Origin of the sequence: Bacillus sp. 0209A, assembly GCF_036765095.1 — a bacterium.
GTDB lineage: Bacteria > Bacillota > Bacilli > Bacillales > Bacillaceae > Bacillus > Bacillus subtilis_G.
Window position 1 is genome coordinate 94260 of sequence record NZ_JBAIZV010000003.1, and the last position, 24671, is coordinate 118930.

Annotated in this window: 22 protein-coding genes and 1 pseudogene; 7 read left to right on the forward strand and 16 right to left on the reverse strand. The window is 43.2% G+C overall.

Features of this window, described 5'->3' with window-relative positions; all coding sequences use genetic code 11:
• Nucleotides 1-79 precede the first annotated feature (79 nt).
• Entirely contained in the window at nt 80-1978 is a 1899-nt protein-coding gene (locus V6D44_RS11000) for a terpene cyclase/mutase family protein (RefSeq protein WP_202327490.1), read from the forward strand.
• A complete protein-coding gene (locus V6D44_RS11005) occupies nt 1968-2813 on the forward strand; it encodes a superoxide dismutase (protein ID WP_087993844.1) in 846 nt (281 codons plus the stop codon). Before V6D44_RS11000 ends, V6D44_RS11005 begins: the two co-directional genes overlap by 11 nt.
• Nucleotides 2814-2845: 32 nt before the next feature.
• On the opposite strand, the gene V6D44_RS11010 is transcribed toward V6D44_RS11005, so the two are convergent.
• Entirely contained in the window at nt 2846-4183 is a 1338-nt protein-coding gene (locus V6D44_RS11010; protein ID WP_202327489.1) for a sodium-dependent transporter, read from the reverse strand.
• A gap of 232 nt (nt 4184-4415) precedes the next feature.
• Here V6D44_RS11010 and V6D44_RS11015 point away from each other — a divergent pair, with 232 nt between their 5' ends.
• Entirely contained in the window at nt 4416-5378 is a 963-nt protein-coding gene (locus V6D44_RS11015) for a bile acid:sodium symporter family protein (RefSeq protein ID WP_333516511.1), read from the forward strand.
• Between the two features lie 49 nt (nt 5379-5427).
• On the opposite strand, the gene odhB is transcribed toward V6D44_RS11015, so the two are convergent.
• The 8 genes from odhB to cdaS form a co-directional block, all read right to left on the reverse strand.
• Entirely contained in the window at nt 5428-6672 is a 1245-nt protein-coding gene (gene odhB, locus V6D44_RS11020) for a 2-oxoglutarate dehydrogenase complex dihydrolipoyllysine-residue succinyltransferase (protein WP_333516512.1), read from the reverse strand.
• 15 nt (nt 6673-6687) lie between these two features.
• On the reverse strand, nt 6688-9522 hold the full coding sequence (gene sucA / locus V6D44_RS11025) for a 2-oxoglutarate dehydrogenase E1 component (protein WP_087993848.1): 2835 nt from the start codon (nt 9520-9522) through the stop codon (nt 6688-6690).
• 228 nt (nt 9523-9750) lie between these two features.
• A complete protein-coding gene (locus tag V6D44_RS11030; RefSeq protein WP_202327486.1) occupies nt 9751-11667 on the reverse strand; it encodes a vWA domain-containing protein in 1917 nt (638 codons plus the stop codon).
• Between the two features lie 10 nt (nt 11668-11677).
• Entirely contained in the window at nt 11678-12592 is a 915-nt protein-coding gene (locus V6D44_RS11035) for an AAA family ATPase (RefSeq protein WP_087993850.1), read from the reverse strand.
• Between the two features lie 63 nt (nt 12593-12655).
• Nucleotides 12656-13246, reverse strand: coding sequence for a superoxide dismutase family protein (locus V6D44_RS11040; RefSeq protein WP_087993851.1), 591 nt, complete (start codon nt 13244-13246; stop codon nt 12656-12658).
• A 93-nt stretch (nt 13247-13339) separates the two neighbouring features.
• Nucleotides 13340-14575: a C40 family peptidase gene (locus V6D44_RS11045; RefSeq protein ID WP_087993852.1), complete on the reverse strand. Its 1236-nt coding sequence runs from the start codon at nt 14573-14575 to the stop codon at nt 13340-13342.
• 382 nt (nt 14576-14957) lie between these two features.
• A complete protein-coding gene (locus tag V6D44_RS11050; RefSeq protein WP_087990417.1) occupies nt 14958-16175 on the reverse strand; it encodes a macrolide family glycosyltransferase in 1218 nt (405 codons plus the stop codon).
• Nucleotides 16176-16409: 234 nt separating this feature from the next.
• Nucleotides 16410-17024 carry a sporulation-specific diadenylate cyclase CdaS gene (cdaS, locus tag V6D44_RS11055; protein ID WP_087990418.1) on the reverse strand — a complete coding sequence of 205 codons (615 nt, stop codon included), beginning with the start codon at nt 17022-17024 and terminating at the stop codon, nt 16410-16412.
• A 275-nt stretch (nt 17025-17299) separates the two neighbouring features.
• Here cdaS and V6D44_RS11060 point away from each other — a divergent pair, with 275 nt between their 5' ends.
• Both V6D44_RS11060 and rsbRC read left to right on the forward strand, forming a co-directional pair.
• Nucleotides 17300-18658, forward strand: coding sequence for an MATE family efflux transporter (locus tag V6D44_RS11060; protein ID WP_087990419.1), 1359 nt, complete (start codon nt 17300-17302; stop codon nt 18656-18658).
• Between the two features lie 14 nt (nt 18659-18672).
• Nucleotides 18673-19521: an RsbT co-antagonist RsbRC gene (gene rsbRC, locus V6D44_RS11065; protein WP_333516514.1), complete on the forward strand. Its 849-nt coding sequence runs from the start codon at nt 18673-18675 to the stop codon at nt 19519-19521.
• Nucleotides 19522-19546: 25 nt separating this feature from the next.
• On the opposite strand, the gene bshB2 is transcribed toward rsbRC, so the two are convergent.
• The 4 genes from bshB2 to rarD form a co-directional block, all read right to left on the reverse strand.
• Nucleotides 19547-20212: a bacillithiol biosynthesis deacetylase BshB2 gene (gene bshB2 / locus V6D44_RS11070; protein ID WP_087990421.1), complete on the reverse strand. Its 666-nt coding sequence runs from the start codon at nt 20210-20212 to the stop codon at nt 19547-19549.
• 18 nt (nt 20213-20230) lie between these two features.
• On the reverse strand, nt 20231-20581 hold the full coding sequence (locus tag V6D44_RS11075) for a YojF family protein (RefSeq protein WP_087990422.1): 351 nt from the start codon (nt 20579-20581) through the stop codon (nt 20231-20233).
• Complete coding sequence (locus V6D44_RS11080; protein ID WP_087990423.1) at nt 20578-20856, reverse strand: hypothetical protein; 279 nt, start codon at nt 20854-20856, stop codon at nt 20578-20580. Before V6D44_RS11080 ends, V6D44_RS11075 begins: the two co-directional genes overlap by 4 nt.
• Nucleotides 20857-20931: 75 nt before the next feature.
• Nucleotides 20932-21828 (reverse strand): EamA family transporter RarD, encoded by an 897-nt coding sequence (gene rarD, locus V6D44_RS11085; RefSeq protein WP_087990424.1) that lies wholly within the window; start codon nt 21826-21828, stop codon nt 20932-20934.
• Nucleotides 21829-21926: 98 nt separating this feature from the next.
• Between rarD and V6D44_RS11090 the strand changes: the two genes are divergently transcribed.
• Nucleotides 21927-22388 (forward strand): Hsp20/alpha crystallin family protein, encoded by a 462-nt coding sequence (locus tag V6D44_RS11090; RefSeq protein WP_202327479.1) that lies wholly within the window; start codon nt 21927-21929, stop codon nt 22386-22388.
• A gap of 32 nt (nt 22389-22420) precedes the next feature.
• Here the strand turns inward: V6D44_RS11090 and V6D44_RS11095 are convergent, their stop codons facing one another.
• Both V6D44_RS11095 and V6D44_RS11100 read right to left on the reverse strand, forming a co-directional pair.
• A complete protein-coding gene (locus V6D44_RS11095; RefSeq protein WP_087990426.1) occupies nt 22421-22654 on the reverse strand; it encodes a hypothetical protein in 234 nt (77 codons plus the stop codon).
• A gap of 86 nt (nt 22655-22740) precedes the next feature.
• Nucleotides 22741-22951 (reverse strand): annotated as a pseudogene (locus V6D44_RS11100) (GntT/GntP/DsdX family permease); the annotation flags it as partial.
• A gap of 434 nt (nt 22952-23385) precedes the next feature.
• On the opposite strand from V6D44_RS11100, the gene V6D44_RS11105 reads away from it, so the two are divergent.
• Nucleotides 23386-23775, forward strand: coding sequence for a tautomerase family protein (locus tag V6D44_RS11105; protein ID WP_087990427.1), 390 nt, complete (start codon nt 23386-23388; stop codon nt 23773-23775).
• 504 nt (nt 23776-24279) lie between these two features.
• Here the strand turns inward: V6D44_RS11105 and yodB are convergent.
• Nucleotides 24280-24618 carry a transcriptional regulator YodB gene (yodB, locus tag V6D44_RS11110; protein WP_003220087.1) on the reverse strand — a complete coding sequence of 113 codons (339 nt, stop codon included), beginning with the start codon at nt 24616-24618 and terminating at the stop codon, nt 24280-24282.
• Nucleotides 24619-24671: the final 53 nt, after the last annotated feature.

The window sequence follows — 24671 nt, forward strand, 5'->3', positions numbered from 1 at the left end:
GCCAGCCAGCAGTTTTTTTTCTTTCTGTAATGGCGGCAAAAGACGCTGAATATATATGCTTCTGAAGGAGTTGAGCGTGATGAGCACACTTCAGAAGAAAGTGAGGCGTTTTCAAAATAAAACCGTTTCAGAGTTAAAAGACAGGCAAAATGCTGATGGTTCGTGGACATTTTGCTTTGAAGGACCAATCATGACAAATTCCTTTTTTATTTTGCTCCTCACCTCACTTGATGATGGTGACCATGAAAAAGAACTGATATCAGCGCTTGCAGCCGGCATTCGTGAAAAACAGCAACCCGACGGCACATTCATCCATTATCCCGATGAAACGAACGGAAATCTAACGGCTACAGTCCAAGGATATGTCGGAATGCTGGCTTCAGGATGTTTTCACAGATCTGACCCGCACATGAGAAAAGCAGAACAATTTATCATCGCCCATGGCGGACTGAGGCAGGTTCATTTCATGACAAAATGGATGCTTGCCGCCAACGGGCTCTATCCTTGGCCTGTGTTGTATTTACCATTATCGCTCATGGCGCTTCCCCCAACATTACCGGTTCATTTCTATCAATTCAGCGCCTATGCCCGAATTCATTTTGCTCCTATGGCTGTAACACTTAATCAGCGATTTGTTCTTAAAAACCGCAATATCCCATCTCTTCGCCATCTCGATCCGCACATGACAAAAAACCCTTTCACTTGGCTTCGATCTGATGCTTTTGAAGAAAGAGATCTCACATCTATTTCGTCACATTGGAAACGTATTTTTCATGCACCCTTTGCTTTTCAGCAGCTAGGCTTACAGACGGCTAAAACATATATGCTGGACCGAATCGAAAAAGACGGAACATTATACAGCTATGCGAGCGCAACCATATTTATGGTTTACAGCCTTCTGTCGCTTGGTATGTCGCGCCACTCTCATGTCATCAGAAAGGCATTGAAAGGCCTTAAATCGCTAGTGACAGAGTGCAGCGGGATTCCTTATCTGGAAAACTCTACTTCCACTGTTTGGGACACTGCTCTGATCAGCTATGCCCTTCAAAAAAACGGCGTGGCCGAAACAGACGGCCCTATTACAAAAGCAGCTGCCTTTTTGCTAGACCGCCAACATACCAAAGTAGCGGATTGGTCTGTCAAAAATCCGGATGCAAATCCCGGCGGCTGGGGATTTTCAAACATCAATACAAACAACCCTGACTGTGACGACACTGCAGCCGCATTAAAAGCGATTCCCCGCAGTTATTCCCCTTCAGCTTGGGAGCGAGGAGTGTCTTGGCTTTTATCGATGCAAAACAATGACGGCGGATTTTCAGCTTTTGAGAAAAATGTGAACCATCCTCTGATCCGCCTTCTCCCGCTTGAATCCGCTGAGGACGCGGCAGTTGACCCTTCAACCGCCGACCTTACCGGACGTGTGCTGCACTTTTTAGGCGAGAAAGCAGGCTTCACAGAAAAACATCAACATATTCAGCGCGCAGTGAACTGGCTTTTCGAACATCAAGAACAAAATGGGTCATGGTACGGGAGATGGGGTGTTTGCTACATATACGGCACATGGGCTGCTCTTACGGGTCTGCATGCCTGCGGGATTGACCGGAAGCACCCTGCTATACAAAAGGCCCTGCGCTGGCTCAAATCCATACAGCTAGATGACGGCAGCTGGGGAGAATCCTGCAAAAGCGCCGAAGTCAAAACGTACGTCCCGCGTAATAGAGGAACCATTGTACAGACAGCCTGGGCTTTAGACGCTTTGCTCACATCCGAAAACCCCGAACACCCATCTGTGGTGAAAGGTATGCAATATCTTACTGACAGCAGTTCTCATGGCGCCGATAACCTGGTGTATCCAACAGGGATCGGATTACCAAAGCAATTTTATATCCGCTATCACAGTTATCCATATGTATTCTCTTTGCTGGCTGTCGGGAAATATTTGAATTCTATTGAAAAGGAGACAATAAATGAAACGTGAATCTTATCAAACAGAGATGTTCAATTGGTGTGAAGCCCTTAAGGACCAGATTCAAAAGCGAGGAGAGCTTGATCAGTTTGAAGATCAAATCGACAAGATGATAGCAGCACTGGAAGATGACCAAACAACAGAAGAAGATTGGTATAAGCAGGCTGCTGCTCTTTATCGGGATATTACAGAATCAGCGGATGCAAGTGAAAGACGCGCATATGTCCCTATAGGGAAACATGTGCTTCCAAAGCTTCCGTACAAATATTCCGCCTTAGAACCTTATATTTCACGCGACATTATGTTCCTTCATCATACGAAGCATCACCAAAGCTATGTTGACGGTCTGAATAAAGCAGAAACAGAACTTAAAAAAGCAAGAGCGACAAAGAATTATGACTTGATCACTCATTGGGAAAGAGAGCTTGCATTCCATGGAGCAGGCCATTATTTACACAGTATTTTCTGGTTTTCGATGCATCCAAACGGAAAACGGCGTCCTACAGGAGCATTGTTCCAAATGATTGATCTTTCATTTGGAAGCTATTCCGCTTTTAAAGAACATTTTACTCAGGCCGCAAAAAAAGTGGAGGGTGTCGGCTGGGCCATCCTGGTCTGGGCGCCTCGATCGGGACGGCTGGAGATTTTAACGGCAGAAAAGCACCAGCTCTTCAGCCAATGGGATGTGATTCCTCTTTTAGCGCTTGACGTATGGGAACATGCCTACTATTTGCAATATAAAAATGACCGGGCGAGCTATGTCGACCACTGGTGGAATGTCATGGATTGGCGTGAGGCAGAAAAACGTTTTGAACAGGCAAAAGAAGTCGTTTGGAAACTCTATTAAAAAAAGCCCCCTTTTCCTGGGGGCTTCGTGTTTTAAAAAATGCCTAACACATGCAAAAATACGATGATGATGGCAACAGGAGATAGATAACGAATGAGCAGCAGCCAAACTGCAAACCACTTTCGTTTAAGGTTGGAACCGCTTTTCAGCTCGTCAAACAAATCCTGTTTCGGTATTTTTAACGGGACAAATATAGAAATCAATAACGCGCCTAACGGCATTAAAATATTGCTCACAAGATAGTCGGCAGCATCAAAAATGGACAAGTGAAAAATAGTAACGTCACTTAATACACCGTATGATAGTGCAGACGGCACACCGACAATAAAAATGGCAATTCCGCCTAACCAAGCGAATCGTTTTCTCTTATTGACATCGCCTTTAGAAAGCACTGCGACTAAAATTTCCAACATTGAAAAAGCGGATGTCAGTGCCGCGAATAAAAATAGAATTAAAAATGCTAATAAAAAGATAATTCCGAACGGCATTTGATTAAACACAGTCGGCAGCACGTTAAATAACAAAACCGGCCCTTGGTCTGGTTTGAGGCCGAATGAAAATACAGCTGGAAAAATCGCAATTCCGGCCATTACAGCAACAAGCATGTTCAATACCGTTACTGATACAGCAGATTGCACAAGATTTTCCTGTTTCTCTAAATAAGAGCTATACGTTACCATGACAGATACGCCGACACTTAATAAGAAAAAGGATTGGCCCATCGCATATAAAATCGTATTAGCGTCAATTGCTGTTATGTCGGGCATCAAGAAAAACTTGAGCCCTTCCATGGCGCCATCAAGTGTAACGGAGCGCACCATTAATATGACAAATAATATAAAAAGCGCCGGCATTAACACTTGGCTGGCTTTTTCAATTCCGCTGCTTACCCCTTTGGCAACAACTAAAATGGTGATCACCATAAAGAGCAGCTGACCTCCTACAGCTAAATAAGGATTTGAAATTGTACTTGCAAATATCGTATCAAAACCAGATGTTTGCGATAATCCGCCAGTGAAGCCTTTTGTAATATAAATTAAAATCCACCCGCCGACGACGCTGTAGAAAGATAAAAGAATAAAACACGTCGCCATGCCTAAATAACCGATCCAATGCCACTTCGTTCCCGGAGCAAGTGTTTTATAGGATTGAACGGCATCTTTCTGTGTTTTTCTGCCTATGATGAATTCACCAAACAATAAAGGCAGTCCGATTAAAACCGTAAATAAAATAAAAATAAGTAAAAATGCGCCTCCTCCGCCGGTTCCCGCTACATATGGAAATTTCCATATCGCGCCAAGCCCGATAGCTGATCCTGCCGCGGCCAAAATAAAGCCGAGCTTCGAAGACCATTGATTCGCTTCCTTCACCCTATCACTCCTAATTTTATCAAACCATTATAAAGATTCATTGTAAGAATATCTTCCTATATAGTCAAGAACATTTTCGTTAGTTTACATAATATATTTATCGTCATCTATAAAAAGACATTTCAACTACTGATATTGAATTATTCAGAAAATTAATTATAATAAGAGGATGCTTGAAAATCCGTCCAGAATTTTTGCTGAATTTCTTGATCAATATGTTAGGAGTGTTTTTATGGGTATTATTAGAAAAGTAAGTCATTTCGCGGGACAAACCTTTGGCATATGGGTCATTGTTTTTGCCGTGCTGGGATTTTCTTTCCCGTCTTTTTTTACATGGATCAGTTCTTATATTACGATTCTTCTTGGCATTATCATGTTTGGAATGGGACTTACACTGCAAGCCGATGATTTCAAAGAGCTGCTCAGAAAACCTTGGCATGTCATGGTTGGGGTGGTTATACAGTATACCATCATGCCGCTTATTGCTTTCGGCCTGGCAGTTGGACTGCATCTTTCAGCAGAAATCGCAGTGGGTGTTATTCTTGTCGGCTGCTGTCCTGGCGGCACAGCCTCTAATGTCATGACTTTTTTAGCAAAAGGAAATACGGCCCTTTCTGTTGCTGTTACAACAATTTCTACCTTGTTGGCACCTGTTTTAACACCGGTTTTGATTATGCTGTTTGCCAAGGAGTGGCTTCCTGTCTCATCGGGGTCTTTGTTTATTTCAATCTTGCAGGCTGTTTTATTTCCGATCATTGCAGGCGTGATCGTCAAAATGTTTTTCAGAAAACAAGTGGCAAAAACCATACATGCCCTTCCGCTTGTTTCTGTCATTGGCATCGTTGCGATTGTCTCAGCTGTCGTCAGCGGCAACCGGGAAAATCTGCTTCAATCAGGGCTGCTCATTTTTTCTGTTGTCATTCTGCATAACGGTATCGGTTATGTGCTTGGATTTCTTTGCGCAAAGCTGTTAAAAATGGATTATCCATCTCAAAAAGCGATTGCAATCGAAGTCGGCATGCAAAATTCAGGACTTGGGGCGGCACTTGCCACGGCTCATTTCGCGCCGCTATCAGCCGTACCTAGCGCGATGTTCAGTGTGTGGCATAACCTTTCAGGTTCTATGCTTGCAACCTACTGGTCAAAAAAAGCGAAAAAGAAACAAATAGCATCTAGCAGCAATCTGTCTCTTTAAATACAGATCAAAAAAGGTACATCACGATGAAGTGATGTACCTTCTTTTATTATCCCTCTAATAAAAGCTGTTCAGGATCTTCCAGTAGATTTTTAATTGTCACTAGGAAACCAACCGCTTCTTTACCGTCTACAATCCGGTGATCGTAAGATAAAGCGATATACATCATCGGACGGTTTTCGAAACGCTCTTCATCAATTGCGACAGGTCGCAGCTGAATCTTATGCATGCCCAGTATACCGACTTGAGGGCTGTTTAAAATCGGAGTCGACATCAGTGAACCGAAAGTACCTCCGTTTGTAATGGTGAAAGAGCCCCCCTGAAGCTCGCTAAGGGTTAATTTATTATTTCTTGCTTTTTTCGCAAGCTCGCCGATTTCTTTCTCGATTCCTGCAAATGTCAGGCGGTCCGCATCCCGTACAACCGGAACGACAAGGCCTTCATTAGCCGCAACAGCAATCCCGATATCATAGAACTTCTTAACGATCAGCTCATCGCCTTGAATTTCCGCGTTCAGCAGCGGATATTTTTTCAGCGCAGCGACAACCGCTTTGGTGAAGAAAGACATAAAGCCGAGTTTCACTTCATTTTGCTCAAAGAATTGATCTTTGCGGCGTTTTCTGAGATTCATGACAGCCGTCATGTCTACTTCATTAAATGTAGTCAGCATTGCGGATGTTTGCTGTACCTCTACAAGGCGTTTTGCAATCGTTTGTCTGCGGCGTGACATTTTTTGCACATCGACAGGTTTGTCAAAGCTTTGCTGTGCTTTTTGAGCCTGAGGCTGCTGTTTTTGCTGAGAAGCCGGTTTTAATGCCGGTTTTTCGTACGCTTCGACATCCTGTTTGCGCACTCTTCCAAGCGGATCTCCCGTTGGAACCTGAGACAGGTCAATTCCTTTTTCTCTTGCCAGCTTACGGGCTGAAGGAGAAGCGATCGTTCTTGACTTTGCTTCGGTTTGCGCTTCCTCGCTCACCTCTTGCGCCGCTGGTTCAGCCTGCTTCTCTTCTTCCTTGCTTTCAGCTTTCTCTGAAGGAGCAGGGGCAGAACTTTCACCCGCGCCTTCTGAAATCGTACCGATAATTTCTCCGACCTGGACGGTATCACCCGAATCTTTCAATACCTCTTGAAGTACACCCGATTCTTCTGCTGTCAATTCAACATTTACTTTATCCGTTTCTAGTTCAAGCAGATATTCACCCTGTTCTACATAATCACCAGGCTGCTTTAACCATTGGGCTATTGTTCCTTCTGAGATTGATTCTGCTAATTCAGGTACCTTAATTTCCGCCATTTTTTCATTTCCCCCTTAGTTTTTGCGAGTCAAGCTATCAGATACAATACGTTCCTGTTCTTTTTTATGAACTGTCGGATCTCCCTCTGCAGGGCTGGATCGTCTTCTTCGTCCAATATATTGAACGCTTACTCCCTTTGGTGCAATTTCTGTCAAATACGGGCTGATATAACTCCAAGCCCCCATGTTCTGCGGTTCTTCCTGCACCCAAACGATTTCTTTCAGGTTCGGAAGTTTTGCAAGTAATTCTTTGACTCCTTTTGCCGGGAATGGATACAGCTGTTCAATTCTCGCAATGTGAAGCCATTCTTTACCGTCTTCTAACTTATTAAAATGGTCGCTGATGTCTATGGACACTTTACCGCTGGATAATACAAGTCTGGTTACTTTTTCATAGTCATGAGAAAGTCCGGACTGTTCGTAAACAGGCTGGAAGCGGCTTTCGCTCAGCTCCTGCACTTCGGAAACTGTATTCGGATTACGAAGAAGGCTTTTCGGCGTCATAATAACGAGCGGTCTGATTTCTTCACGAAGCAGCATTTTAGCCTGTCTTCTAAGTATATGGAAATATTGTCCGGCGCTTGTCAGGTTGGCAACCGTCCAGTTGTTTTCCGCGGCAAGCTGCAGGAACCGTTCGATTCTTCCGCTTGAGTGCTCAGGCCCCTGTCCTTCGTAACCGTGCGGAAGCAGCATGACTAATCCGGATTTTTGACCCCATTTCGCGCGGCCGGCCGAAATGAATTGGTCAAAATACACTTGAGCAGCGTTGGCAAAATCTCCATACTGCGCTTCCCATAATACAAGCGTCTCCGGTGAATGCACGTTATAGCCGTATTCAAAACCGAGAACCGATCCTTCAGACAGCGGGCTGTTATGAACTGCAAAAGATGTACCACAGTCTGATAAGTTATGAAGCGGCACAAACTCTTCACCCGTCTCACTGTCATGAAGCACTAGGTTTCTTTGGGCAAACGTTCCTCGCTCGGAATCCTGCCCTGTTAAACGAATCGGTGTTCCGTCTTTCAAAATTGAAGCAAACGCGAGTGATTCAGCCAAAGACCATTCCACTTTTCTGTCATCATCGAACGCCTTGGCGCGTCTTTCTAAAATGCGCTTAAGCTTGCCGAAAACGTTAAATGACTCCGGCCAGTTGACCAATTCGCCATTCAGCTTGCGGAGCACATCAAAATCAATGGATGTGTCCACATCAGGAAAACCGTTTGAAACAGGCTCTGGAAGTTCAATCTCACAGGCGGTTTGTTCCTTTTTAGCCGGCACTTTCTGATAAGCATCCTCAATACGCTTCGTTACTGATTTTTCGATGTTTTGTACAACATCATTGTCAAGCACGCCTTCATTCACAAGCTTTTCGGCGAAAATTTGTTTGGCAGTCGGATGTTTTCTGACAGCATCATACAGCATCGGCTGAGTAGTTGATGGCTCATCCATTTCGTTGTGCCCATAACGTCTGTACCCGATCAAGTCAATCAGAAAGTCCTTGTTGAATGTTTTTCGGTATTCCACCGCAAACTTAACAGCTGAAAGACAGGCTTCAGGATCGTCCGCATTAACGTGGACAATTGGGATTTCATAGCCCTTCGCCAGGTCACTGGCATATTTTGTTGATCTTGATTCAGCGCTTTCTGTCGTGAATCCGATCATGTTATTGGCGATAATATGAATCGCACCGCCTACTTGATACCCTTTTAAAGAGCTTAAATTCAATGTTTCAGCGACAATTCCTTCCCCAGGGAATGCTGCGTCTCCATGAATTAAAATGGCAAGCGATTTTGTTTCGTCCTGAACCGGGTATCCGCTTTGTGTTCTCGTTTCCTGTGCCGCTCTTGTGCTGCCTTCAACAATCGGATTGATAAATTCCAAGTGGCTCGGGTTGTTTGCTAACGTAATGCGCGCTGATTTTGTTGCAGCGTCTTGAAGCTCCCGATTCGCCCCCAGATGGTATTTGACATCGCCTGTCCATCCGTAGCTGATTCCGATTGAGCCCTCAGACGGGACAAGATCTTTGTTCGGCGCATGCTGGAATTCGGAGAAAATAATTTCATACGGTTTTCCGAGCACATGTGCCAAGACATTCAGGCGCCCCCTGTGCGCCATCCCAATGTTGACACTCGTCGTTCCTGATTTGACAGATTGTGCAATAATGTCATCCAACACTGGAACAAGAGCGTCCAAACCCTCAATGGAAAAGCGCTTCTGTCCGACGAATGTGCGGTGCAAAAACTGCTCGAAACCCTCTACTTCTGTCAGTCTTTCCAGCACAGCCGACAGCTTTTCAGCTGAGTTCTTCTGGAACAGCTCACCGGATTCAATCATCTTTGTCAGCCACTCGCGCTCTTTGAAGTCATGCACATGGTCAAATTCAAATGAGATGGTTCTTTTATACGTATTTCGTAAATACTGAATGGCTTCTAAACCGTTCGTAATGTTTTTAGGAGCGTCTTTGCAAATCACTGACGCAGGTATTGCTTTTATTTCCTCTTCTGTTAGCCCGTAATCGGATAATGGAAAGAGTTCACTCTTTTTCCCATCCTTTCTGAGCGGATTGACGGAAGCGTTTAAATGGCCATAGGTTCGGATATCTTCTGCAAGTCTGACTGCGGCTGCGATCTTTTGAATCAGATCGGCTGTAACACGTCCCTTTTCTTCTGTTCCCGAGGCCTCTTTTATATCGTTTGGCGGAGCACCAAGCTCGTCGAACATTTCCTTTAGATCCGGATCAATGCTGTTCGGATCCTGGGTATACTGATCGTAAAGCTCCAGCGCATAGCCGAGGTTCGGACCGTAAAAATCTTCCCAATTCATTCGTTGTTTCATACTATTTTGAAACATTTGAATATTACCCCCAACTTAGATAATCAAGTGATTGATTCACTATCTTAAAATAACTTTCGAACGCTGTGTCCAAAATTATGTAATAAAAACGCTTCCAACGATATTTTACCACTGTTTGCAATTTGATTCTACCTTGATTGTTCACAAAATAGTAAAAATCCTTTATAAAAAACCAAAAATTTAATCATTTGAAAAAAGAAACACCAAAAAACATAGGATCAAGAGCTATCCTATGCTTTTATGGAGCAGTTTTTTCAGCAGCGGATACAGAACATCCGGGAGCTGATCGACATCCGGGACAAATATACTGAATTTTCCGTACATATCCTGAATGGTCTTCATTTGTGATTCTTCTATTTCTGTGTTGGAGAGAAAAACATTTATGACTTCTATCCCTCTTTTTCGCGCTTCAATCACCGCTTCACTAGTATCGACAATTCCGTTTTGTTCATAGCCAAACGCGGCCGGCTCTCCATCTGAGAAAACAATCAAGAACTTTTGAGACTCGCTGCGCTGCAGCATTTTTTTCGTCATCTGCCGGATCGCATAGCCGTCACGGTTATCTTCTTCAGGCTCAAGCTGCAAAATTGCCGGCCCCGCCTCTTGTCTTAATGATGTTTGAAACGGAATAACCGTATTGAAATAGTTTGGCTGGCTTGTTTCAGACGCATCATTTGTGTCCTCCCAAAAACCGACAATCTGATGCGGAACCGCTACGGATTTTAACGCTTCGTGAAACAGCACGATTCCCCGCTTTGTCTCGTCCATTTTGTCGAACATGCTGGCTGAACAGTCGACCAGCAACGTGAAAACTGCGTCAATTTCTGAAGAAGGTTCCTGCTTTTTGTAGAAAAGACGCGGATTTCGCTCAGTAAAGTAACGGAGAAGCTTATTGTTCAGCCTTCCGGCATGAAGGTCTGTTCTCGGCAATGTTTTTTTATGCTCCAGCGTTTTTTGAATCATTTGTTTCAAACGCTTTTGATACGATTCAATCGTTTTTGCCTGCTGTTTATAAGAAATCCCTTCTTCACTGGTTGCCGGCTGCGGTTCTTTGTAAATCGGAAATGCGTATTTATTTTCTTTGCCGTCAGCCATGCCCGCTCCGTTCGGCTGGTCTTTCTGGGACTCCAGCGCTTCCAGCTGGGAATAGTCTTTCCGTTTTGTTTGTCTGGCTGATCCTTGGACAGAGCCAAGGGCTTGATCTCCATCATCGCCTTCTCTTGAAGCATCTTTTCCTAAATCTGATTTAGCGCCATGTTCAATATCAAATTGAAGGAAGCTTTTAGACGGGGCTTCTGTTTCTCGGTGCCACGTCGGCATTTCTTCTTCATGAATATCCTCATCACCGTTTGACTTTTTCGGAAGCGTGAGGTCATCACTCAGCTTAGGCGCTTTTTTCTCTTCCTCAAATAACGGTTGTTCTGCAGCTATTGCGTAATCAAGCTCAGGCAAAAAGAAGTAGGTGTTCAGCATGTCTTTATCGAGCACCTCTTCAAGCCCGTCCATGAGGTTTTCAACAATTTTCAGAACCTGCCGTGTCGAATCTGCTTCATACACGCGCAGGAGCTGCTGTTCAATAAACGGGCGCATCAGATCGATATCTTCACGCATGGACGGAAGGGTTTCGAGCGGTGATTTCGCTGTTAGCTTGACATAGATCGCGCAAAAGAGGGCATCCGTAAAAATGCTTCGTTCCAAATTCAAGGTCAGCTGGGTGGAGAAGTGTTTTCTGTACATATCTTTTCGCTTTGCAAATACATGTTTCGTACCCGGACGCTCGTGCTTGATGCATTCTTCAATTCTGATGTCTTCAAGCAGCATAAACAGCTGCTTAGCAAAGCTTTTGAACGTCAGATGCTGATGAATATCATCCAAAAAGTTCGCAAACTCTTGCAGCGAGCTATATCTCGTTCCGACCGAACGCAGGTAGACGTCGCTTTTCAGACCCGCTTCCATGTCCTCAGCTGCCCTGTCTTTCCAAAAATGACTCATATAAATTTTCTTTTCAAATGGATTGTAATACGACTGGACGCCATACTCCACTTCTACCGCTTCACTCTTGGTGAGTGTTTTGGCCAAATCAGTGAGCATCATAAATAAAAACGAATCAATTGTGCTGTCGTTAAATTTGATAAATTTCATCGCAGCTCCCTCATTCAAACAGAGTTTCTGCGATATTTCGGACGGCCGCCTTTTCCCGGTCATCATCAAGCTTCTCTACAATTCCCCGTTCAATGGCGCGACGCGGCGGAATATAAGCGGCTAAATCACATGTATCAATTAACGCTCTGATGGATGCAGCTTCTTCAGATACCTGTCCGTTATTGGCCTGGACGATCAGGTCAGAGGAAAGCGTGATAAACCGGTCAATAAGCTTCTCATCTTTCAGGGCTGACTGAGACGTGAGCACTTGTTTCAGTAGCTCGCCTTTGATATAAGGAACGTCAATGATGACAAAACGGTTTTTCAAAGCTTCATTCAGCGGAACAGTTCCAACATAGCCTTCATTGATGGCTGCAATGACTCCGAAGCCGCCTTTAGCCCGTATGACCTCGCCCGTAAACGGATTTGTCATCATTTTTCTGTAATCTAATACACCGTTTAATATGGGAAGTGTTTCGGGCTTTGCCATATTGATTTCATCTATATAAAGAAAATGGCCTTCTTTCATGGCTTTTGTGACAGGCCCAGAAACAAACTCGATCGTTGCCTGGCCAGATTGATTTTCAATCGTTTTATACCCGACTAAGGCTTCAGCATCCAAGTCCACTGAACAGTTGACACTGTGCATCGGTTTATGAAAATAGCTGGACAATGTTTCTGCCAGCTTTGTTTTCCCTGAGCCTGTAGGCCCTTTCAGCAAGACATTTTTCCCCATGGCTAATGCAATGATGGCGTCGAATAAAATGGCTTCATCCTCCGCCTCATAGCCTGACGTCCCGATGAGCGACTGAAACTCTGGGGAAATCGGCTGGTCTTTATATAATAAAAGCTTTTTTTGTATCTCTTCCGGCAATGTTAAGTGCTGTAATTGAGTTGTCATAGTCAGGTTCCCTTTCCTATTCATATTCCATTAACGAGTATACTAAAAAAGCCCCTGTATGCTCAATACAAAAGGGCTTGGATGATTTTACTGTTTCTCGTTATGGCCGGAAAGGGCTCCGCAGACAATACGCGCACCTGAATTTCCGCTTGGATTCGTCAAATAATCGTCGGCATGTTCATGAATAATAAACGCACTCCCATCATGATCGAGAATATTTAGCTTACTTCCTTTTTTCAGTGAGGTGTCCGGCGCATTCATAATGACATCTACTTTTCCATCGGCACCGACTTCAAGGTTCGGCAGATCTCCGGCATGATACCCCATCGGATTGTTGAAGCCGTGTTCTTTGTTCAGCGGATTAAAGTGTCCTCCCGCTGATTCAAAATCCGGCCTGACACATGAACCTTTCTCATGAATATGAAAACCGAGTGAAGCGCCGGGCCGCAGGCTGTTTGCGGAAATGTGAATATCGAGTCCTTCGTCATCTGATTCTTTGATTTCTATAAAACCGACTGCTTTGCCTTCTCGATTAACCAGCTGGACATGATGACCAAACGCTGACGTTTCAATCACTTCTTTTTCCGGCACCCGCTTAGGAGGGTCCTGAGGGTTTTTTTGTCCGCATCCCGCAAATCCCAGTGCCGTCAGCATCATAAACAGCAAGAGACGGTGCATACTGTCTCCCCCTTGTTTTTTCTAACAGTGTGGTCAATCATTGTCTGATCTAAACAAAAAAGCCTATAAAAAGGCTTTTTGTCATACTCATTTTTAAAAATAGCTTCTTGCGCCCAAGTAGCGCTGTTTCCAATATGAATTGCTGAGATTGGAAATGTCGACGCCCGATGAGCTTGCATGAATAAAGTCTCCGCCGCCCAGGTAAATCCCCATATGAGAAGGACCGGATTTATATGTGGTAAAGAAGACAAAATCGCCTACTGACGGCTGGCTGACTTGTTGCATCACATTCCAATACCCTGCCGTACTTAATCTTGACACCGATGATACTTTATTAATGAGGTAATAAATATAACCGCTGCAATCAAAACCGGCAGGCGTGTTTCCGCCCCATCGGTATGGCACCCCGACATATTTTTTCGCTTCTGTTATCATTCTGTCAATCTTCGACCCTATTTGAATGTTTGATCCCGAGTTGTCTTTTGGCGCGGTATGATTTGAATTGTTAGATTTTGATGTCCCCGAAATCGTCAGAACCTGTCCGATTTGCAAGACATCAGATGATAAATGGTTTTTTTCACGGATGCTTTGCACCGTAACTCCGTGCTGATTCGCGATTTTCCACAGCGAATCGCCTGCTTTCACCTTGTATGTAGCTGTTTTTGAAGAATTGGAATTTGACGGTTTCTTGGAACCGCTGTTTCCGCTCTTGGACGAGCTGCTCCCTTTTATTTTGAGTACCTGTTTAGGGTACAGCGTATCTGATGTTAAGCCATTTAATGTTTTCAATTCAGCTACTGTCATATGTAAGCTGTTAGCGATTTTCCACAGTGAGTCACCAAGCTTAACTGTATATGTACTTTTTGACGAGCCTGAAGAATTGGAACCGCTGTTTTTTTTCGATCCGTTTGAGCCGCTTGAACTGCTTGTCCCTCTGATCTTAAGCTTTTGTCCGGGGCGAATCAGGTCACTTGTCAGGCTGTTTACACTTTTAAGCTCAGAAACACTCATTTTATGATTTTTAGCGATCATCCATAACGAATCACCATATGCAACTGTGTATGTTGACGTTTTGCTTGAGTTTGATGGGGATGTCGCGCTTTTCTTGCTGCTCTTAGGAATCTTAAGGCTTTGTCCGGCATAAATCACCGTTGATTTCAATTTGTTTTCGGATTTCAGAGCTGATATTGTCGTATCGTACTGGCGGGAAAGTTTCCAAAGAGAGTCACCGTTTTTCACTTTAATCGTTTTTGCTTCCGCGGGTGCTGCGGCCATCGATGACCCAACAACTGCGGAAACAGCCAAGCCGGCTACAATCTTCTTTTTCATTCATTCAACCTCCTAAACTGTTTATGCGCAAAAAACAGCTAGTATTTTCTTTCCAAAAATGGCATGCATCAGTTTTATCGTCACTTTTTCAGCAAGTTAAACCCTTTTCAAACAATTGGCAGCAATTTCAGCATCGTTCGACCTTTACACTTTCAAACAAACACCTAATATTTTACTTTAGTTGCATCTGCTTTTCGAAAGTCTAAGGAACTATTTAAGCGAGGGGTATAAATGATGGTTTTCTATTGGTGAATGGAGCAGATTTTCCTCCTTTCTTGTCTGTTTTTCCTATCAATTCTCTATCGGCTTGTCAAATCCCTTCCTCTGCATTCTCAGGAAAAAATAAAAAGCCTGTTCTTTGAATAAGAACAGGCTTTTTATACTATGCGTTAGCTGATTGCGTTTTGTGTTTCACAAATTCAAGAATACTGTCGGCCGCTTTTTTAGAACCGCCTGCCGCTTTGAGTGATTGTCCAATTTCTTTTGCCTTTTCAGCATACACAGGATTATTCATCACTTCTTGAATCGTTTCTTTCAGAAGGCTTTCAGATAATTGTTCTTTTTTCAGCACTTTTCCTGCGCCGACTTTTTCCACTTGATTTGCGACGATAGGCTGGTCTCCTCCCATCGGAATAACAACGAGCGGGGTTTCAAAATACAAACCTTCACTTGTGCTGTTCATTCCGCCGTGAGTCACAAATAAACTGGCTCTTTTCAGGATCTCAAGCTGAGGGACATACGGGCGTACAATGAAATTCTTCGGAATGTCGTTTAACTCACTTGTTTTCATATGCTTGCCGATGGAAAGCACGACTTTACCCTCAAAGTCTTTACATACCTCAAGGCATTGATTAAAAAACTGCTTTTGATTGTTAAAAATGGTTCCCATTGAAATTAACAGCACGTTTTCATTGTCAATCTGATCAAATGGGAAATCATTGTTTCCGGCTCTTTCCGTAATTGAAGGACCGACAAATACATAACGATCGCCAAATTGCTCAGCCAGTGGCTGAAATTCCGTTGATGTGAAGACAATTGTCAAGTCCCCATCTGCTAAAAAAACGTCAAATGGCTTCTTGATCTCTGCTTGAAAATCAGCATTTAATGTTTCTGCAAGCTGCTGATAAGATTCATAATGAGGAGAATCTTCAAGTGACTCTTTCATGTACGCTCCCATCATTTGCTTAGCAAATTCCTCATTCATTGCAAAGGTTGTACACAATGAAAATTTTGGCAGCTTCAGCAAGTCTGCAATGATTTTACCGGCGAGAAGATGGTGATCATATATGACATAGTCATACGATTCGTGTTTGACTTCATCATAAATATGAGTGACGATATCAATACTGCCTTTCAAAAAGGCGCAGGTCATTTCTGTGAAATCTCTTTCTTCATCTCCGGTTGCGTTTTTTCCGAAGTAATCTTCCCGAAAATCAAGGTACTCACGAAACTCAACATCAAGCGCCGCAATTTTTTCTTTGTATTCCTTCACTGCATAGTAAGTGATATGTTCTCCCCGGGATTTCAGCTCCTTCATTACACCGATAGAAGGATTTATATGCCCTTCACCGGGAAAACCGATCATCAATACATTAGCCATGCGGCAACACCCTTCCTTTAAAATGTATGTCATATTTTTTATACGATACTACAAATACAAAATCAGGTAAAGTGTTTAACCTAATTAATATTAATCATATATAACTTTTCTACCAGTTTATATTTTCTACCTTCAAGAAAAAAGCATTCAGCTTGAAGTGAATGCTTTAAAAAAGGTCCGAATTCAGTCATATTGACTCACGATAGGATGCATCATCAGGCCCTTTTATTTATTTTACGTTCTTGGCGAAATTAACGGATATAATACACCGTCTTTGGCAAACGACATCTTCCCTGTCTCTTCTGAAACAACGAGCACAAGCGCATCCGTATACCCCGACATTCCAAGAGCCGCGCGGTGCCTGGTTCCCAGATGGACATCCACTTCCTTTGTTGTCAGCGGGAGCACATTAGCTGCTGACACAAGTTTGTTTTCCCTCACTAATAAAGCGCCGTCATGAAGAGGATTTCCGGGATAAAAGATACTCTCAATTAATGAAGCGCTGATCTCTGCATAAAGGGAAGTTCCTTTTTGAATAAAATGTTCAACCGGGTCCGCTCTTTCAATGACAATTAAAGCACCGTGCTTATGTTCCGATAAGGCTTTAATCGCCTTGGCCAGCTCGATAAATGCCGGCGTAAATTGCTCAATGTATGATTGCAAATAAAAGGATGATGCGATGCCCTGCATATCCTGAAAAATGTGTCCCAATTCATCCAATTCACAAAGAAGGCACTGATCTTTTTCGTGAAGTGTTTTTAAAATGAGCGACGCATCAACTAATATTTCCTCTAAGTATACTTGTATTTTTCCCTTAAATGCATTTTCCGGCATGTGTTCATAACGCATAGTCCTTCATCTCCTTTTCAAATTTCCACCTTTTCACGCATGCTTATCTTATTGATGCACATTCTATTGGTAAAGGAGGGATGTAAAGAATGGAAATCGAAAGAATCATTCAGTATATTTGCACCTTTTTAGGCGTGATTTCGCTTTCTTTTATTTATGCCCAAATGTTTAGAAAAACGAAGCCGACAAAAAAAGAATAGGTCCGGCGTTCATTGCTTTTTATACATAAAATGTTATAATTTCTCTCGTTATGAAAAAGAAACGGAGATCAATGTATGAAAGAAACTCGAAACGCACGGCAAAAGACCAAACAGCTTTTGCACATTTTCATTCCCATATTCATTACCCAGGTGGGGCTTTCTCTTATGACTTTTTTAGATACGGTGATGTCAGGGAAAGTCAGCCCCGCTGATTTAGCCGGCGTCGCCATTGGCTCAAGTTTTTGGACTCCTGTTTATACAGGACTTGCAGGTATTTTAATGGCGGTTACGCCGATTGTCGCTCAGTTATTAGGCGCTGAAAAAAAACAGAAGATTCCTTTTACTGTTTTACAGGCTGTATATGTGGCTGCGCTTCTTAGCATCGCCGTTTTAGCGATTGGGTATGCTGCAGTTGACCTTATTCTTGGCCGATTACACCTTGAGGCTCAAGTGCATGAGGTTGCCAAACATTTTTTAGGCTTTTTATCACTGGGAATTCTCCCTTTATTTGTTTACACCGTTTTGAGATCATTCATTGACTCATTAGGGAAAACAAGAGTCACAATGATGATTACACTCAGTTCTCTTCCGATCAATTTTGTATTGAATTACATATTCATCTTCGGGAAATTCGGGCTGCCGGCACTTGGCGGCGCCGGCGCCGGACTAGCGTCCGCGCTTACATATTGGTGTATCTGCATCATCAGCTTCTTCATTATTCATAAAACCGCGCCGTTTTCCGAATATGGAGTTTTCCTTACTATGTATACATTCTCTTGGAAAGCATGCAAAAATCTGCTCAAAATCGGTCTGCCTATTGGATTCGCCGTGTTTTTTGAAACAAGCATTTTCGCAGCTGTCACGCTTCTGATGAGCCATTTTCATACAGTGACCATCGCGTCCCACCAGGCAGCCATGAACTTTGCTTCGCTTTTATATATGCTGCCGCTCAGCGTGTCCATGGCTTTAACGATTGTTGTCGGCTTTGAAGCCGGTGCAGCCCGTTTTAAGGATGCACGCTCATATAGCTTGATCGGCATCATGATGGCGATCGGCTTTTCTTTATTGACTGGAGCCTGTATCCTTTTATTCAAAGAGCAAATTGCCGGCTTGTACACGTCTGACCCCGATGTACTCCGGCTGACACAGCACTTTTTAATTTATGCGCTGTTTTTTCAGCTTTCCGATGCTGTTGCCGCACCGATCCAGGGTGCGCTCAGGGGGTATAAAGATGTGAACTATACGCTTGCGGCCGCTTTTGTTTCTTACTGGGTCATTGGCCTACCTGTCGGTTATACGGTCGGTACGTTTACAAGCCTTGGCGCATTCGGCTATTGGATCGGGTTAATTGCAGGACTCGCCGCCGGAGCAGTTGGACTGTTTTTCAGGCTGGTTAACCTGCAAAAACGTTATTCGCAAAAACAATACATTTAAAAGAGGTGATATACATGGCAAAAAACATGAAATTATACGAATATCTTTCTCAGCATGCGGAGACGATCAGTTCAATGTGGTATGAAACCATTGAGGAGACTGATCCAAACTCCATATATGCATCAGCAGACCCTGATGTCATTCAGAATTTAAAGAGCCAGAATCTTGCCTTCAACTATAAGATAAACCGTATATTTATAGATGATGAAGAGGTGTACCTGCCTATACTGAAAGAATGGGCTTTTGAAGTAACACAGGATCACGAGCATTTAAAGACTCCTATCCACTATATTATCCGGGAGTTTGTCAGAGTGAGAGATTTATATGTTTCCTATGTGAAAGAATTTGTCCATATCAATCAGGACACTGTGAAAGGCGAAGAAGCTGAAGACCTGTATCATTCCCTTATAAAAGCGTTTGATCTTGTGATTCATATTTTTATAGAAGAAATGTACAAAAACACAAGCCTCCAGCTTCAGGCCCAAAAAGACATGATTACGGAATTGAGCGCGCCGGTCATCGTGCTTTTTCACAGCGTCGGGCTTCTGCCTTTAATCGGAGATATTGATACTGTCCGCGCAAAACTGATTATGGAAAACACCCTGCATCAATGTGCGGAGAAAAAGGTGACGCAGCTGTATATTGATTTATCAGGGGTAGCTGTTATTGATACAATGGTTGCCCACCAGCTGTTCAGTCTGATTGAGGCGCTGCGCTTAATCGGCGTATCATCAACTTTGTCGGGAATCCGTCCGGAAATTGCGCAAACCGCGGTTCAGCTAGGTTTGTCTTTCGAAGATATTTCTTTGAGATCAACCCTCGCGCAAGTGATTGCTTCGGACTTAAAACTAAAAAAGGTATAAGGCTTAAGGCCTTATACCTTTTTGATTAATCATTCCATTGATACGTCCAATATACTTCTTCTTCAAACCATGTTGCCATAACAGGTTCATTGTTTTTCAATTTTTCTTCAAGCTCTCTAAGCATGCCTTCTGTTTGAGTTCGGTGAGCTCTTAACGCATTCAATTTAATATCAGCTACTTCTTTGATATCAAGTACGACATCAGCTTCGCCGAGAACTTCTTCTCTATTGCGTGTAATCGCCATGCAGAGTGTGCGCGGACGGTCTTCTTTCTTTTTGCGGTACAACGCACGAATGACCGCTTCCCCGCATGCATCATGGTCAGGGTGCACACCGTGTTCAGGATAAAAAGTGACAATTAAACTTGGTTTTACATCATCTATGATCCCTTCCATGATATCAGCTAAATACTCATCGTCCTCAAATTCGAGCGTTTTGTCACGGAGCCCAAGCATCCGAAGGTCATTGATATCCATTTCTTTGCAAGCGTTAATGAGCTCTTGTTTTCTTAGCAGCGGCAACGTCTCCCGATTCGCGAAAAATGGATCGCCCATATTTCTGCCCATTTCACCTAAAGTGGCGCACGCGTACGTAACGGGAATGTCTTTTTTTCTGTTTAAGGCAATCAGGCCTGCCACTCCGTATGATTCGTCATCAGGGTGAGGCAGGATTACAAGTACGTGTTCTTTCATTATTTTTCACCCTTTTCTTTAAACTGTGAACGGTTTTTCACTGATTTGCAGAGAAATAGCCAGTTTACCGCCCGGCAGGTGTCCCGCCATTAATAAACGGTTTTCTTCATCCACAGTGTATTCAGTCAAGCCTTCAGCATAAATCCAGCCTTCTTCTGTTTTTAAGCCAATACGGTAAGGTCCGCTGCCTTTGATTTTTGCCTGATGATAGGTGACTTTTGCATTGCGGATGTATGCAACAACCGTCATGTTTTGTTCATTTAAGTGCGCTGAATAAGAACCGGTTGTGGTTTCTAAATGGATATATACAGGGCGGTCCGCATATCGTTCTAAAGATGCTTGCACATCTTCTTTTATGATTGCTTTCATGATTGCTCCCCTCTTTCTTCTTTTAAATGCTCTGCACGTTCTGTATGTAATTTGATCAGCTGATATTTCACAGCCGGTTCGAGCTGTGAATTCACAATGCGGTGGATCGCAGCATAAAATTTTTCGAGCATCGGTTTCCGGAGTCTCGGATGTGTTCGTTTATCCAAGAGCTCTAGGTCAATCGCCGCTGCTACAGCTTCTGGGGCATCACTTGCGAGAGATCGGTTGTTCCAAAGTGAAGCGTAGGCTTTCACTATCTCTTTATCATTGTCCATCGTCTCGCTCCTTTATGTCTTACATACATGAAATGATTATACATAATATATGCTTCAGCTGAAAAGCCAAAGGCCTCAATGGCTTTTTGATGCCCGTTTCCAATTTATTTGTGAAAACGTAAACAAGAGCAAAGCAGCCCATATACAGCTGAATGTAAAAGCCTTCGAAATTGAAAACGGCTCATGATAAACAAACAGCCCGATCAGCAAGGTAATGGTCGGTGCGATATATTGTAAGATGCCGACATGGTACAGCGGCAGCCGTTTAGCTCCTTCCGCAAACAATAATAGCGGCAAAGCCGTCAACACACCGGCAAAAAAGAGAAGCATCCAAGTCCCGCCGCTTCCCGCACCCGCGGGATGGATATGGCCGCTCAGCAGCAAATACCCCAAAGCAATCGGCATAATCATGAATGTTTCCAGCGTTAAACCAATAGCGCTTGACAGGCTTGTTCTTTTTTTGCTGAACCCGTACAGCCCGAAGCTGAATGCGAGCAGAAGCGCAACATAAGGAATGGAGCCGTATTGGAATGCTGAGATGATAACGCCGGCCGCCGCAATCGAAACCGCCATCAGTTGCAGGCGATTCAGCTTTTCCTTTAAAAATAAAATACCGAGGAGCACGGATACAAGCGGATTAATGTAATAGCCAAGACTAGCCTCAAGCAAAAAGCCATGGTTGACGGCCCATATGTATACAAACCAGTTAATCGAAATCAGGATGGAAGCGAGAAGTAAAGAAAGGATGCCGCCCTTGTTTTTCAAAGTGCGCAGCTCCTGCCACCCCGTTTTCCATTGACGCAGGAAAAAAAGCACGATACACATAAAAACAAAAGACCATATGATACGGTGAGCCAAAATATCAAGTGCCGGCAGCTGTTCGAGAAGCTTCCAATAAAGCGGAAACAGCCCCCACATGATAAAGGAAACGGCTGTGAAGAGAACACCTTTTTTAGTTTCTGAATATTGCATTGATATCCCTGCCTTTCTTTAGAGCATCTTAGATTATATCACGTGAAAGATCGGGTGGGCATATACTATTTTGTCCGTGAAGAAAGGGTGTGACGACGATGTTTGAGTGGAACAAGTACTTTCCTTTCCACAATCAATTTTCCAAGGAAGCATTAAAAAAAGCAGATCCAAAAGAAGTTGAAACATATGTAAATCGTGTAATGGAAAGTGTGTTCGGCAGTGATCATGCGGCGCAATTTCCTTTCCGCGATCCTCTCCCCAAAAAAGACCAGCCCGCCAAGTCTGACGCTAAACCTGATATCGATCTATTTGAAACAACAGACCATGTGTTTGTAAAGGTGCCAATCAGTGAAAGCCAGCTGGAACAGGTGAAAATTAAACACACTTCTCACGCATTAATGATAGAAAATTTCCCGAATCTGGACCATCCCAAAAAGATAAACCTGCCTTGTTTAGTCAAACGCAAAGGAACAAAAGCCGTCTATAAGGACGGCCTTCTGGAAGTGATGTTTCAGAAGCAGCATGACTACAATATGTCCGAGGTAGAAATCATTCGATAAAAAACGGCCTGCACCGATGCAGGCCGTTTTTGTTAATAGAAACCGGGGTATCCGCCGTATGGCACGCCGGCACCAAAACCGTACGGTGCGCCTCCGTAACCGTAAGGGCCAGGTGGATAAGCATAGGGACGAGGATAGTTAAACAGAGCACTCCCGAGAAAGCCGCCTAATAAACCGCCGACTAAAGGAGCGCCAAACAAGAAAGGACTTCGCGCCGGGTATCCGGCTGGACCTGGATTCCCGCGATAATAGGAATGAGGGTACATGATTTTTCCTCCTTTATGTCTGCCTATATGTAAGATATTCAACAAAGAAGAAAAACGATTGGGCTAAGACCTGAATCTAGGTATTGTTACATCACAAGCTCTGCCAATAACACACAGCCAAGCCCTGTTACTGAGAGAACTGTTGTAAGCAGCGGTCAAGCTTGAAATTTCTTTCATGCTCAAACCGAAAAATCCCTTCACCTCCAAAATCCAGCATCTTTTACATGACATGCGATGACATCCCGCTCCTGTTTGCAGTGCCATTAATGCCGGATTTACACTGCCCGCCCCCATAAGCTGCCATTCCCGCTTCAATTGAAAGAACGATTGTATTGATATCCATCCCAAGTCCGATGGCTACTAAAAATAAAACTACAATAAGTGAGACAAACGGATTTCATTTTACTTTCATAATGAGAAATAACAGAATCAGCACTCCAGGAAGAAAGCGCTTTCACTAATAACTAAAAAAATGTTTTGGCGATATGATTATTATCTTTTGGTTAAATGACATATTCAAACTAATCTCCTAATCTATGTTTTGTCAATCATACTATGAGTTTTCCTCAATCCCCTTTCACCTATCCAAATGATTTTTAGTTATATGTTGATTAACTTTTGGTTATATGTTATGTTTTTTTCAAGTTAGCCCAGTCTTTATATCTACTCATTGTCTGGAAGCAAACATGTGAAAACAGACAGACACAACTTCACAAGAGGAGGAAATTCACATGCCATTATTACGTTTTGATTTAATTGAAGGCCGTGATGAAAAAGCATTGCAATTGTTATTAGATACTGCTCACCAAGCGATGGTCGAAGCGTTCGGTGTTCCGGAAAGAGACCGTTATCAAATTGTCCATCAGCATCCGGCAAACGAGCTTATCATCCAGGACACAGGATTAGGATTTCAAAGAAGCAAGGATCTGGTCATTATCAGTATGACAAGCAAAACAAGAACAGAAAGCCAAAAGGAAAAATTGTATGCCCTGCTGGCTGAAAAGCTAGAAGCAGAATGCGGCATTTCCCCAGAAGATTTAATGGTTTCAATTACCGAAAATGGTGACGCCGACTGGAGTTTCGGTCTTGGTGAGGCGCAATTTTCGAATGGAAAACTATAAGATAATGAAAATGGCATAAAGTTTGCATGTAACAACCGGCTGCTCCATAGCAAAAAAGAGAGAGTTTCATCAGATACTCTCTCTTTTATTCACTCATTTCTTTTTTATAAAAGCGGAAATCACCAAGAAGAGGTATAGCGAAGTAATCCAAATGTGGTTGATGGAGCCTGGCTTCCCTTTTTTAAAATCCAGTTTCGATCCCAATGTAATTCCAATGGAAGCTGGTTGGGTTTTGAGCGTAAATATAAAATTCAGGCAGATAGAGTTCCGCTTTACTGATGTGCAAAACGAGATAAAACATCATCCCCATTAATCATAGGTTAGCTGCTAATAACTTTGTCACGCAATGATCATTTCCTATTTTTGTATATCATCTTCATATTAACCTTTTGCAAATCTGCAAAAGCTTATTCTAACGAATATAAAAAGTCATGTAAACGGCACGAACCGCCCCTCATATGACTTTTTCATTGAACATAGGGTCTTTCCTGGATGCCTCTTTCCTTATTTCTCTTCTTCGCACACTGTTTCACCGGGCTCGCAAAATTGATCGGCCCACGCCTGCATCTCTTGGAATACAGCTTGAAGCGCTGTTCCTTTTTCAGTCAGCGTATAAATGACTTTGACTGGCGTTTCAGGAAGAACCTGCCGTTCGACAATCTCGTTTTGTTCAAGCTCCTTAAGGCGCTCCGCCAGCATTTTTTGGCTGATCATCGGTATTGTTTCCGTTATCTCTTTAAAGCGTTTCGGCCCATCCATTAGCACATGGATGATCAGACCGTTCCATCTTTTTCCCAGCAATGAGAAAGCAGATTCCATTTTAGGGCACATAGTATTTCCCACAAGTCCTCATCCCTTCATCTATTGTTTGACATGTATTCGATGATCCATTACAA